This is a genomic window from Lysinibacillus sp. NPDC097195, from assembly GCF_044762075.1.
Lineage (GTDB): Bacteria > Bacillota > Bacilli > Bacillales_A > Planococcaceae > Lysinibacillus.
The window spans coordinates 819,189-831,711 of the sequence record NZ_JBIWDP010000001.1 but is presented as its reverse complement, the minus strand read 5'-3'; the positions used below and the strand labels follow the sequence as shown (position 1 = coordinate 831,711).

12 protein-coding genes are annotated in these 12,523 nt (G+C 38.0%); 2 read left to right on the top strand and 10 right to left on the bottom strand.

The window, feature by feature from the left end; translation table 11 throughout:
- Positions 1-48: 48 nt before the first annotated feature.
- The 4 genes from ACIQXI_RS04180 to ACIQXI_RS04165 form a co-directional block, all read right to left on the bottom strand.
- On the bottom strand, positions 49-1,098 hold the full coding sequence (locus ACIQXI_RS04180) for a 2,3-butanediol dehydrogenase (RefSeq protein WP_402921920.1): 1,050 nt from the start codon (positions 1,096-1,098) through the stop codon (positions 49-51).
- A gap of 20 nt (positions 1,099-1,118) precedes the next feature.
- Positions 1,119-1,757 (bottom strand): GntR family transcriptional regulator, encoded by a 639-nt coding sequence (locus ACIQXI_RS04175; protein WP_402921918.1) that lies wholly within the window; start codon positions 1,755-1,757, stop codon positions 1,119-1,121.
- Between the two features lie 318 nt (positions 1,758-2,075).
- Positions 2,076-3,818, bottom strand: coding sequence for an adenine deaminase (ade, locus tag ACIQXI_RS04170; RefSeq protein WP_402921916.1), 1,743 nt, complete (start codon positions 3,816-3,818; stop codon positions 2,076-2,078).
- Between the two features lie 309 nt (positions 3,819-4,127).
- Entirely contained in the window at positions 4,128-4,547 is a 420-nt protein-coding gene (locus ACIQXI_RS04165; protein ID WP_402921914.1) for a pyridoxamine 5'-phosphate oxidase family protein, read from the bottom strand.
- A 162-nt stretch (positions 4,548-4,709) separates the two neighbouring features.
- On the opposite strand from ACIQXI_RS04165, the gene ACIQXI_RS04160 reads away from it, so the two are divergent.
- Entirely contained in the window at positions 4,710-5,336 is a 627-nt protein-coding gene (locus ACIQXI_RS04160) for a YczE/YyaS/YitT family protein (RefSeq protein WP_402921912.1), read from the top strand.
- Positions 5,337-5,407: 71 nt separating this feature from the next.
- Here ACIQXI_RS04160 and ACIQXI_RS04155 read toward each other — a convergent pair whose 3' ends face one another.
- From ACIQXI_RS04155 to ACIQXI_RS04135, 5 genes are all read right to left on the bottom strand, one after another.
- A complete protein-coding gene (locus tag ACIQXI_RS04155; protein ID WP_402921910.1) occupies positions 5,408-6,043 on the bottom strand; it encodes a 50S ribosomal protein L25/general stress protein Ctc in 636 nt (211 codons plus the stop codon).
- 167 nt (positions 6,044-6,210) lie between these two features.
- Positions 6,211-7,077 carry an ATP-binding cassette domain-containing protein gene (locus ACIQXI_RS04150; RefSeq protein WP_402921908.1) on the bottom strand — a complete coding sequence of 289 codons (867 nt, stop codon included), beginning with the start codon at positions 7,075-7,077 and terminating at the stop codon, positions 6,211-6,213.
- 343 nt (positions 7,078-7,420) lie between these two features.
- Positions 7,421-8,335 (bottom strand): S-layer homology domain-containing protein, encoded by a 915-nt coding sequence (locus tag ACIQXI_RS04145; protein WP_402921907.1) that lies wholly within the window; start codon positions 8,333-8,335, stop codon positions 7,421-7,423.
- A 147-nt stretch (positions 8,336-8,482) separates the two neighbouring features.
- Positions 8,483-9,172: a YjjG family noncanonical pyrimidine nucleotidase gene (locus tag ACIQXI_RS04140; RefSeq protein WP_402921905.1), complete on the bottom strand. Its 690-nt coding sequence runs from the start codon at positions 9,170-9,172 to the stop codon at positions 8,483-8,485.
- A gap of 86 nt (positions 9,173-9,258) precedes the next feature.
- On the bottom strand, positions 9,259-9,627 hold the full coding sequence (locus ACIQXI_RS04135) for a YhjD family protein (protein ID WP_402921903.1): 369 nt from the start codon (positions 9,625-9,627) through the stop codon (positions 9,259-9,261).
- A gap of 499 nt (positions 9,628-10,126) precedes the next feature.
- On the opposite strand from ACIQXI_RS04135, the gene yfkAB reads away from it, so the two are divergent.
- Positions 10,127-11,239: a radical SAM/CxCxxxxC motif protein YfkAB gene (yfkAB, locus tag ACIQXI_RS04130; RefSeq protein ID WP_402921901.1), complete on the top strand. Its 1,113-nt coding sequence runs from the start codon at positions 10,127-10,129 to the stop codon at positions 11,237-11,239.
- Between the two features lie 224 nt (positions 11,240-11,463).
- Here the strand turns inward: yfkAB and ACIQXI_RS04125 are convergent, their stop codons facing one another.
- Complete coding sequence (locus ACIQXI_RS04125; RefSeq protein WP_402921899.1) at positions 11,464-12,462, bottom strand: LLM class flavin-dependent oxidoreductase; 999 nt, start codon at positions 12,460-12,462, stop codon at positions 11,464-11,466.
- Positions 12,463-12,523 lie beyond the last annotated feature (61 nt).

Here is a 12,523-nt window from a genome sequence, read left to right as displayed (position 1 = left end):
TTATAAGAAAAGGAGCATAGCCTAGTTACAATTTACTGTCGAGTTGTTTTATTTTTCTCCACTTAACTCAACTAATATTTTAGATTGAGTTTTGTCGTTTGTTAACGCTTCAAATCCTTTGTCGACAATATCATCTAATTTAATTTGACTTGTGATAATGCCTTGTGGATTTAGTTGACCGGCTGCCATTGCGTCAATTGTTCTTTGGAACATTGTCGGTGTATAAACAATTGAAGATAATAGATTGACACCAGTGTTTGTAAGATGAATTGGATTCCACTCAATTGGTCTTGCAAAAATAGACACAATCATCACATTGCCACGCGCTTTTGTTACATCAATAGCTTGTTTAAATGTTGGCGCCACACCAGCCACTTCAAATGACACATCTACTCCATCTTCTACAATAGCACGAACCGCTTGTACAGGGTCACCGTTACCAGAGTTAATAATATGAGTTGCACCTAATTCTTTCGCTTTTTCCAAACGGTTATCCGATAAATCTAATACGATGACTTTGCTTGCACCAGATGCTTTAGCCGCAATGACTGTTAATAATCCAATTGGTCCGGCACCGAACACCGCAACCGAATCTCCTAGAGTAACTCCAGCATCTTTTACAGCTTGTACAGCTACAGCCATCGGTTCTACTAATGCACCATCTTGTAAAGTTAGATTGTCTGCCAAACGATGGATATTAGATTCAGGTACGTTTGCATATTTTGCAAATCCACCATTTCCATGTAAGCCAATAAAATTAAAGCCATCATAACGGTCGATATCTTCATGTTTTTTTCTATATGTTAAAGTAGGATTGATGACTACACGGTCTCCTACTTTAAAGTTTGAAACCTTAGAACCAACTTCTTCGATTACGCCAGCAAATTCATGTCCCATTGTTAAAGGAGCAACTTCATTCGTTAAATCCGCTTTTGCATCAACTGGTATAAATACTGGACCTTCTTGATATTCATGTAAGTCACTACCGCAAATACCTGCCCATGCTACTTTTACTTTCACTTCATCTTCTCTTAAAGCACGTAATGTAACCTCTTCGACTCTAATATCTTTCACACCATGCCAAACTGCTGCTTTCATACAATTATCCCCTTTAAAATTTAATTAAAATGATGCCAAAGGATAACATCTTTAATAGCATTTCGGGCGTTTTCAAAATCCGATATTTCTATACACTTAATAAACGTATGAATGGACATATGATAGGATTCAACGAGATTCATTTTCCATTTTGTTTGTGCAGCTACATTTGTAACAAATATTGTTTCTTTAAAGAAACGGAGCATCGCAATATTTCCAGTGATATCAAAAAATAACTCTAATAAGTGGGCAAACGCTACAACATATTCGTAAATATTTTTAGCGGACTTCCGTTGTTCCATTTTTTCAAAACGAAGTAAAAGTTCATGTTGGAAATCGGCAGTCCATTTTGTTTCACATTTTTTCAGTGCAAGGTCTAACAGGTAATAAAGGGTCTCTAAATAATCCTTTAATTCCTGATCTGAAATAATTTTTACACTTACACCTTTATGTTGTATTTTTTCAACTACACCGTCTTTTTGTAAAAGATAAAGAGCCTCTCGGACAGGTGCATGACTTACTTGTAACTCTTTTGCGATTTCCGACTCAATCAAACGCTGACCTTGTTCATATTGACCGGAAAATATGCGAAATAATAATTGCTCTGCTATTTGTTCTGCAATTGTTTTTTTCGAAATTGAACTTTCATTAAATCCCATCAAACCACTCCAATAAATTTATATCTCTTTATTTTAATAGTTCTGTGTATATGATGGCTAGTAAAAATGTTATACATTATAGATTATCGATAATCTATAAAAGTTATTTTAGTATGAAAACGCTTCGATTTCAATCATTTTGATTCACAAACAATTAGTTCGTTTGATAACTTCTCTTAAAAGTGGAGTAAAATAATGTTCATAATAGAATATTTATCACTTAAAAGAGAACAAAATGTCGTTTATAATCTAAATCCAAATCGAGTATTGACTAAAAAACGACCTGCATGCATTTAGCCTACAGGTCGTTTTTTATTATTATGCTTCTATCGATATATGTTGGAATGTTGTCACATCAAACAAACCTGTATCCGTTAACTTTAACGCTGGGATAACGGGTAATGCTACAAACGAAAACGTTAAAAGAAAATGGAAATCTAAATGTGGGTTAAGTTCATTTAATGCATTGTGTAAATTTGTTAACTGCATTGTGGCATCCTGAGCTGTTGCATCGGTCATTAAGCCACCTATTACTAGTGGCATTTCCGCTAAAATTTGACCGTCTGCTACAATCACAAATCCCCCTTGTATTTCTTGAAGACGATTGAGTGCTATTACCATATCTTCATCATTCGTTCCTACGACTAATGCATTGTGCGAGTCATGGGCTACAGTTGTGGCAATCGCACCTTTTTGTAAGCCAAAGCCTTTGACAATGCCAAGACCTGTCGTATGCAAATGATGGTGACGCTCAATGACTGCAAGCTTTAGTAAATCTTGCGCTACGGATGGTACAAAGACACCATCTTTGACTGGTACATCCATTACTAAATGGTTCGTAATAAGCTGATTTGGAACAATTTCCATAACATTGGCTGTTGTTCCTTTTGTAAATGGAATAGCTAGCCTGTCCGTCGTTACAAATGGCAAGTGAACAGACTGCTGGATATGAGCAGGCACTTCAAGTTTTGCACGTGCTGTTAGCATTGCACCGTTTTCAGCAACTTTAACGCCATTTTTCCAAACCGCTTTTGCACGCATCTCGTTCACATCTTCGACTAAGACAAAATCGGCTTTATAGCCTGGCGCTAAAACACCACGATCATGCAGACGATAACATTCTGCCACATTAATTGTAGCTAATTGAATCGCTTGTAATGGCTCCATTCCTTCTGCAATCGCCATTTGTACGTCAAAGTTAATGCTACCTTCCTCTAGTAATTCATCCACATATTTATCATCTGTACAAAAACCGAATCGCCGAGCATTAATTGTATTAACAGCTGGCAATAAATCACGTAAATTTTTAGCCGCTGAGCCTTCACGAATTAATACATACATGCCTTGCTCAATACGGTCTAACGCTTCTTCAGCCGTCACGCATTCATGGTCGGTTTGAATGCCTGCTGCGCGGTAACCGGTAATTTGAGTGCTCGATAATCCTGCGCAATGTCCATCTACGACTAAATTGCCTTGTTGTGCTAAAATAATTTTTTCAAGCATACTCGCGTCACCATTTAGCACAGCAGGGAAATCCATTACCTCTGCTAAACCACGGACATTGTCATTATTCATAAAAGGCTTTAAGTCTGCAGCCGTAAGAGTAGCCCCCGCATGTTCAAATGGCGTGCCTGGCACACTTGAAGGTAGCATAACAAAAATATCCATTTCCGCTTTTTTAGCATCATCTAGCATAAACTGAATACCTTCTGCCCCTGCTACATTGGCAATTTCATGTGGGTCAGTAATAACGGTCGTAACGCCGTGAGGAACAAGTACACGACTAAATTCGGCTGGTGTCAGCATTGACGATTCAATATGTATATGACCATCAATTAACCCCGGGATAACATATTGCCCAGCCGCATCTTCTTCATTCTTTGCCATAAAACGATTTTGTCTATCTAGGGCTACTATTTGGCCATTTTTAACGACAATATCGGCTTTTTTCCACGTCAATGTATAGACGTCTGCTACTTGCGCATTACGTAAAATAAAATCTGCTTCTACTTTCCCCTGTGATGCCTTGATGTTTTGTGTGAGTTGCTGTAATTTTTCCACCCTTTTATGCACTCCCTATTCTTTTAAAACTTATCATGCATGAATGACGAAAAAGATTCAAGTCTTGTAGCTGTTTCACTTTAAATACCCTTCATTTTCCTAACTACAAGAAAAAAACGACCATCTATTCATGGTCGTTTCCTTATAGTTGATTGCCGCGTCGAGTGGATGCAATCCGCTCACCATAGTAAGCCTGCAACCTCCTAGCGTGGAGGTGTTCGCTTCTAACGAATTGTGCATTTTGGCTAGCAGTAGCCCACCCTCTGGTACAATCAACAAGTATCACCTACAATAGGGTCCCGCTAACACCTATTCATGGTTAAATTCTAACTCTTTTGGTGGCTCGCCTTTTTTGTTCATCAGTCGCATGCGAATAGGTTCTATTTTAAGTGTCACCATTTCATCTTTGTTGCCAATGAAAATCCCTGTGAAAAATTCTGCTAATTTATTTTTCAAACCTTCCTCTTGGATTTCCGTAAGCTTGCCTTCGATTTCTACAAATGTATCACCAAAGCCGCCATTGTCGTAACCATATAAAATATGTGTATAAGGATTTTTCCGTAATTCATCCATTTTCTCTGAATGCTTATTTGTCACAGTATATAACACGAAGTCTTCATGTTGGAATGTCATATAGCGTGAATAGGGCTTACCATTTTCAACTGTTGCCATCGTTCCAATTTTTTCTCGATTTAATACTTCTAAAATTTCATCACGTACTGAAGTCATTTTATCTCATCCTTTCTTCGTCACTGTTATTTTACCCCTCCTACATAAAGCTAAACCGCCTTTTTTTGAAAAATATGAAATGACTATTTTCGAGGTTTTACCAAAAATCTTGCTATAATGTTTTGTTGGACAATATGAAATTTCAGAATGAGGTTTAGAAATATGAAACAAGCTTTTTTTACACGATGTCTATTTTTTATTACTGGCATCTTGCTTTTATCTTTAGGCATCACGTTAACAATTAAAGGACAATTATTTGGCGTCGGCTCATGGGATGTCTTACATATAGGATTAGCCAAAACGTTCGGTCTTACAATTGGCACTTGGTCTATCCTTATCGGTCTAGCAATCTTAGCTTTTGATATGATGGTGACAAAGAAGTTTCCTTTGCCTGGCACATTTGCAGATATGTTTTTAGCTGGTATTTTCATTGATATATTCAACTTTTGGCTCCCTGATATTGAGGGCTTTTGGATGCAGTTATTCGCCTACCTCACAGGCTTGCTTTTACTCGGTTGGGGCTGTGGTATGTATATGGTGGCGAATTTAGGGATTGGTCCACGAGACACGTTAATGCTGCTAATGGTTCATAAGCTTGGTTGGAGTGTTACACGTGCCCGCACGTTAATGGAAGTTACAGTAGCAATAATTGGCTTCTTACTTGGAGGACCTATTGGTATTGGGACAGTCCTGATGGCATTTGGTCTCGGTCCTATCGTACAAGTCGCCTTAACTTACAATGAAAAGTTATTTACTAAATGGACTGGCGTTAAAAGTGCTGTCATCTAAATAGCAATGAACAAAAAGCTTGTGAAATGACCATTTTCACAAGCTTTTATTATGGATGTATACACTATAGATTACTCTCGCGGTTCAGCTGTATTTTGTCCTGTCGCTTCTATCACTTCAGGTGTTCCATCAACTGTATCGTCTTCTTGCACATTTTCTGCTGCTGGAGGTGTGATTGTCACTAATGTATAGTCATCTTCATTTAATATTTCAAAATGGAAGTTTTGACGTATATCACCAACATACACTGATGTGCCAATTGCTACATTTGTGACATCGATTTCTACTGTTTCAGGTATTGCTGATGGTTGGACTTTAATGCGAATATCACGATTTGGTTGTAACAGGAAACCACCATCTTTTACACCAATCGCTTCGCCTACAACAGTAACAGGAATATCGACTTCTAGCTCCTCTGACATATTGATGGATTTAAAGTCGACATGCTTTACATAGCCTTTTAATGCACAGCGTTGGACTTCATTTAATACAGCATTTATTTTTTTGCCTTCAACATCTAGTTGAAAGACACTTTTGCTACCAATTTCGCTTAATATTTTTGCGAACATTCGAGCATCAAGTGATATCGATGTGGGCTCCATTTGGTAACCGTAAACGACACCAGGAATTGCACCACTTTGTCTTAGTTTTGTTAATGATGAGCGTTGTCCTTTGTGACGTTTTGTCGCATTTAATGTGGTACTCATTAGCATTTTCCCCTTTCATGAAAACTAGTCTCATAAAAGGTTTTGCCCGATATTTTAAATTTTATACCTTTTGACCATCATACGTGCCTAGTTGATCTTGCAAATTTTATTCTAATGTATTTGATAGTTTTTATTTTAAACACTCGATGCATGGCGCTACATTTGCATTAAATTTTCTCCTGTCTTACCCAATATCCCTGTTTATATTCATATAATTCACCAGTTATCGTTCTTGTCCATGCCTCAATAAGCCGTTCAAGAGTATATTGGTTATCCATCGCAGCTAACAATGCCTTTGAATAGGAATGAATGGGTTGTTCTAGAATACATTTTGCAGGACCATACTCGATAATTTGACCATCGCGCATCACGATAATGATTTCAGCCATTTTTGCAATAACACTTAGATCATGTGAAACAATAAGCATGCTCGTGTTCGTTTGCTGTTGGTACAATGCTAAATCCTCTAAAATTTCGAGCTGGGTCATTGTATCGAGTGCTGTAGTTGGATCATCTACTAATAATAGTTTAGGACGAAGACTTGCCGCAAGGGCAATCATCATTCGTTGCAGCACTCCTCTACTTAATTCATACGGATATTTTTTTAATATCGTTATGTCTGGCAAATGAAAACGTGCAAGTTGCTCTGTTACTATTTTTAATGCCTGTTGTTTATTTACAGAGGTCTGTGCTTGTAAAGTGGCTATAAATTGTTCACCTATTGTTACAGCTGGGTTAAACATTGCCAACGGATTTTGCATAATAAGTGCAATTTCATTACCTCGTAGTTGACGTAATTCATGCTCTTCCATTGTTAATAATGAGCGCCCTTCAAATAAAATGTCACCGTGATAGCGCCTTGAATCTCGAAATTGTTGCATAATGGCTTGACACAACATAGACTTGCCACTGCCACTCTCCCCGATGATACCGACTATTTTACCTGCTGGAATCGTTATACTAGCATCGCTTAAAACTTGCTTTTCTTCATTGGCTGTTTGTATCCAAATAGAAAGTTGCTGTATTTCTAACATGTCATATCTCCCTCCTATAGTTTTTGGATTCTTTGCATTTCCAAGCGCTTCTCTCCAAACCAATTAACAAACCGTGAAAGAAATCTCCACACCACGAAAAAACAAGCACTTATAGGTTTCTTACTTTCTATACCCCAAAACAAATATCATATATTTATTTTCACTTCTCACACCATCATATTGGTAATGATAACTATTATCAATATAAGTGTTGAAATTTTAATGGATTCGTTTGGTTTTGTAAAGTTGTTCAGCAAATAAAAAAACACCTTTTCTTCCATTTATGGATGAAAAGGTGTTAAGTGCCAGTGTTGAGTGCCAGGCACTCAAACAATTCTGACAATTATAGTCTGCCGGCACTTTGTAAAGTTACAGCCAACATTTTGGCAAATTGAGCTCGTGTGATGAGTTCGTTCGGGTATAGCTTTGCACTGTCTTCCAGTGCACCAATTGCATAAAGTGTTTGCGTGTGATGTAATAACTCCCCTTGGAAGCTACGACTATCCTCATATGGTAAAGATAATTCAGCGTCATGGACAAAATCGATGGCATCTAATGTGCGCCCAAGCATTAAAATCGCCTGCTGACGTGTAATTCTACCGTTTGGATCAAAAATTGTTGGGGTTTTGCCGTTTATAATACCTAATGCATGTAAGGCACCGACATGCCCACCATACCACGATGTTTTTTCTTTGATGTCTGTAAATTGTTTCGTTGGCACCTGTTGGAAGCCAAATGCACGCACAAGTAATACAGTTAATTGTGCACGTGTTAATGTATCATTGACACCGAAATGATCTGCTGTGCGCCCTCGAACAATCCCTCGCTCCGCTAAAGTTTGAATATAACCACTTGCTGATGACGTGGAGATATCTCGAAAATATAGTTGTTCTGGATGCACAAACTTTAACTCTGCATTGTTATGAATCGTGGCAATAATTCGATCCCCTTCATCACGATAAGCAACAGGTTCGGTTACACCTTTCTTCAGCACTTGCTGTAGCACACCCGACTGTCCATTTTTAAAAATAACGACCTCAAGCGGCTGACGATTATTGACGATATTCGCTTTAATACTATATAGGCCATTTTTTTCAGTTGCGGAAATCGTGGCACCATAGGCGGAATATACCGTCATATTTTCTGTTTTCGTATGTACATAATGGGTTGGTTGTTCATAGGCAGATACTTCATTTGGCAAGGCAATGAAAACACCCAACAAGACTGCCATAATTGTTGTTGAAACTATTACTTTCATATTACTCCTCCCTTTTTTATTTGCTATAACTATCATAAGCTATTTGAAAGTGTAAAAATATAGTATTTTTATCATGTCATTCCATACAAAAAAAACTTCACCTACTATTAGTCTATATTCTAATAGTAAAGCGAAGTTCCTTCTAGATTATTTATTTAATAACGTCTGCAGTTCTTGTAATTTTTTAATTTCATAATGTGGTTGAATATCTGTCGTATTATAAATATTGCGAATGTTAAACCAGCACGTATCAATTCCTGCTAGCAATCCACCTTTTACATCCGAAGTTAGTGAGTCTCCAATGATGAGGGTTTTATCTTTATTTAAACCGTCAATGCGCTCAAAGACATAATCGAAAAAGGCGGGCATCGGTTTCTGATAGCCTGTTTGCTCAGAAATAAAAATTGCTTGAAAATATTTTGCTAAATCTGCATCTACCAATCGTTTATTTTGTGTTTTTGTCACACCGTTTGAAACGACATATAAATTATAGTTTTTCGCAAGTTGAGCAATCAGCTCATGCGCTCCATCAACATAATGATGCGCCTCCTGTAGATACTTCTGAAAAACTGTTTCAAAATATTCGCCGTCTACATCGATACCAAATTCTTTTAATGCAATAGAAAAGCGAGTATTATGTAGGGTGTTTTTCGTTACTTCGCCACGCTCAAATGCACGCCACATGGACGCATTAATTTCTTTATAACGAGCAATCATTGTCGGTGTCGTCGCAATATTTTCTTGCTCAAATAAACGGCTTAATGCTGATTCTTCAGCTAAATCAAAATCTAATAAAGTGTCATCTACATCAAATAATAGTGTTTCATACTTACTCAAAACGATTTCCTACTTTCTTTGTTACGGTCTTACCGCCTTGCTCTCTCTATCATAACGTTTTTTGGGAAAAATAGCAGTGCAAAGTCTCAGTCTTTTCTTTGCATCGGTGAATTTAAAGCAAAAAGCCTTTTTTGAACTTCGTCTTGGACTTCACTTTTTAAAGCGTTAATGGCATACTGCAAATCCATATCTTCGCCGCGTGTTGCAATGGTATAGATGCAAAAATATTCATCAAGCACCGTTAATCGCACTATTTTTAAGCCCTTTGCCTGTAACTGACTTTTTAATAATTTGCACTCTCTTCGCAATGTCATTGTTTGCTGTTCAAACCATAAAGAGAAGACTTCCGCCATTTTCATCGGTTCAATATATTGCCAATCCTTCATTAACGTGCGATGCAGTAAATCAGCCACAATATAACGATGCAATAAATACCGCTCATCAGAGGTAATCATCGTACGCTCACCGCTTCCATTTTAGATACAAAATTATATCCATATTGATACATGTTTGTTTAGTATTTTCATCCTTTAGGAAACTATGCTCACATACGTGTACATTGATCATCGTTGCTCCCCTCCGAAAACAATCCAAGCAATGTAACCATCGATTTTTTCAAACTTTCCTTTCGTTCCATCCTCATTACTCCCTTCTTTTAAATTGCTGCTCCAAGGTCCACTTGACGTGAAATGGGTATTCGGGCACTTATTCGTTTTATTGTAGCGTTTATCTAATACATATTTATGTTCCTTAACCTTATTATAGAACAAATGTTCTGTTTTTAGAAGAGGGAATATTTAGAAGCATCATTTCGTCAATATGTGTGAACAAAACATTGCTAAGAAAGATTGAAAATGATCATTTAAACGAAAAAAAGCTCGTTCAAAAATTTCATATTTGAAAATATCAGCGAATATGAGACAATAGGATGCTAGAAAGGAAGATGTACGAATTATGACGACCTTACAAAAAATTACGCCCAGCTTTGATCCTTGGGAAGCTTATTTAGATGTCGAACAACATGGGCACATGACCCTATCAAATATTGAATTTACTACAACAAACCTTTGTAATATGCGCTGTGCACACTGCGCAGTCGGCTATACATTACAAAATAAAGACCCTGAGGCACTGCCAATAGAGCTGATTACAAAGCGACTGGATGAAATTCCACACTTAAAAACGCTTAGCATTACGGGTGGCGAGCCGATGATGTCTAAGAAATCCGTTCAAAATTATGTACTCCCCCTATTAAAATATGCACATGCACGTGGGGTTCGTACACAAATTAATTCCAACTTAACGATTGAGCCAGAACGTTATTTACTCATTGCCCCTTATTTAGATGTTTTACATATTTCACATAACTGGGGTACGGTAGATGAATTCGTTGAAACGGGCTTTGCCATGATGGAGCGAAAACCAACCTATAATCAGCGTGCAGCTTTGTTCCAGCGCATGATTGATAACTCCAAAATGCTTGCAGAGCACGGTGTCATGGTATCAGCGGAAACAATGCTTAACAAAAAAACATTGCCTTACTTGGAGCATATCCATAACCAAATTATTAACGAAATGCAATGTGCGCGCCACGAGGTCCATCCGATGTACCCATCTGACTTCGCAAGTGCGCTTACGTCTTTATCACTTGAAGAAACGCGTGAAGCGATTCATCATCTACTGGATGTTAGAGATAAAAACACTTGGATGCTATTTGGAACGTTACCATTCTATCCATGCAGCATGAATGAAGAAGATCAAAAGCTCTTAAAACGACTAAGAGAAGAAAAAAACGTCACAATGCGCAATGATCCAGATGGCCGTTCCCGTTTAAACGTCAATATTTTCACTGGGGATGTGATTGTCACAGACTTTGGCGATGCATCGGCACTTGGTAATATCGTACAAGATGAGTTACCAGCGATTTTTGACAAATGGATGGCGACAGATTTAGCAAAATCACTTAATTGCCACTGCCCTGCGGTAAAATGCTTAGGCCCGAATGTTTTAGTAAAAAATATGTATTATCAAAATACTACTTTTGCAAGTGGCTCGGCAAAACTTTAACAAAAAAATGTCCAATGCAACTGAATGCATTGGACATTTTTCATTATAAACAAGCCTCTACTATCATGCTTACCGTTCAACAAGCTAATATTGTAGCAGGCACAACTGCAACTAATGGTTTGTACTCCTCCACTTTAAGTGTTGTGCTCAACTTGCCACTCTAATTAATAGGACTGTCTTGTAAAGAGCGCCTTATTCATCAAACCCTACTTAGATTTAAAGAATTATTTAGCAATCAATTCATTTGCCAATAATTTATAGCAATTCAAGCGACTTTCCTGCGCATATTGATTGCAGTTTAACATCACTTCATCGAAGCCATAACGCTCCTGCTCTGCTACTAGAAAGGCAGCAACTTCCTTTGGTGTACCTACAATATTTGCTTTGCGGTTATTGGCAATCATCATTTTATCCATCTCTGTCAGTGGATAATCCTTGGCCTCTTCAGGAGACATTGCTTGAATAATTTGTCCCTTCATTAGCTGAAGGCGCGTAATATCGATTGGTTTAGCAAGGTATTCTGCTTCTTCTAACGTATCAGCAACAGTTGCTGCATACGTAACGATAATTTGCGGTTTTTCCATATAATAAGAAGGTGTAAAGTACGTTTTATACGTATCAAATATATCCTTGGACATATTGCCAGTAAAGAACTGTGCATAAGAATAACCTACACCACGTTGTCCTGCCTGCATAGCACTTTGACCGCTAGAGCCAAGCAACCACGCTTCCGGTAATTGTATGTTAGTAGGTGAAGCAATTACCTGATCATAAACAGATTCGCCCGTTTTTTGGCTATTCATTAGCTTTAAAATAGTGTCGAGCTTATCATATTGTTCATTAAAATGATGTCTGCGTCCTTCTGCCAAAGCATAGATGGCTGCATGGTCGCCACCAGGAGCTCGGCCGACACCAAAGTCAATGCGATTGGGCGCAAGTGCACTTAATGTTTTAAAAACTTCCGCTAGCTTGTATGGCGAATAATGCATCATCATCACGCCACCTGTGCCAATTCGCAGACGCTTAGTTTTTGCAGCGATAAAGGCGGCTGTTACTTCAGGCGCTGAGCTTGCCAATGATGCGCTATTATGATGCTCCGCTAACCACATACGATTGAAGCCAAGCTCTTCCCCTAAAAGCGCTAATTGTTCTGTACGCAAAAAGGCCTGTTCAGCAGTTTGACCTTTCGGTACAGGAATTTGATCTAAAATACTTAATTTCAACGAAAACACCCTCTCTGTCTGTATGCTCTCCTTTCTACTGTAATATAGTCCTCTCTATTTA

What these genes read in the sequence shown, in the direction of transcription:
- ACIQXI_RS04180 (WP_402921920.1), bottom strand. Translation starts at nt 1,098, where the DNA reads ATGAAAGCAGCAGTTTGGCATGGTGTGAAAGATATTAGAGTCGAAGAG.
- ACIQXI_RS04175 (WP_402921918.1), bottom strand. Translation starts at nt 1,757, where the DNA reads ATGGGATTTAATGAAAGTTCAATTTCGAAAAAAACAATTGCAGAACAA.
- ACIQXI_RS04165 (WP_402921914.1), bottom strand. Translation starts at nt 4,547, where the DNA reads ATGACTTCAGTACGTGATGAAATTTTAGAAGTATTAAATCGAGAAAAA.
- ACIQXI_RS04160 (WP_402921912.1), top strand. Translation starts at nt 4,710, where the DNA reads ATGAAACAAGCTTTTTTTACACGATGTCTATTTTTTATTACTGGCATC.
- ACIQXI_RS04155 (WP_402921910.1), bottom strand. Translation starts at nt 6,043, where the DNA reads ATGAGTACCACATTAAATGCGACAAAACGTCACAAAGGACAACGCTCA.
- ACIQXI_RS04150 (WP_402921908.1), bottom strand. Translation starts at nt 7,077, where the DNA reads ATGTTAGAAATACAGCAACTTTCTATTTGGATACAAACAGCCAATGAA.
- ACIQXI_RS04145 (WP_402921907.1), bottom strand. Translation starts at nt 8,335, where the DNA reads ATGAAAGTAATAGTTTCAACAACAATTATGGCAGTCTTGTTGGGTGTT.
- ACIQXI_RS04135 (WP_402921903.1), bottom strand. Translation starts at nt 9,627, where the DNA reads ATGATTACCTCTGATGAGCGGTATTTATTGCATCGTTATATTGTGGCT.
- yfkAB (WP_402921901.1), top strand. Translation starts at nt 10,127, where the DNA reads ATGACGACCTTACAAAAAATTACGCCCAGCTTTGATCCTTGGGAAGCT.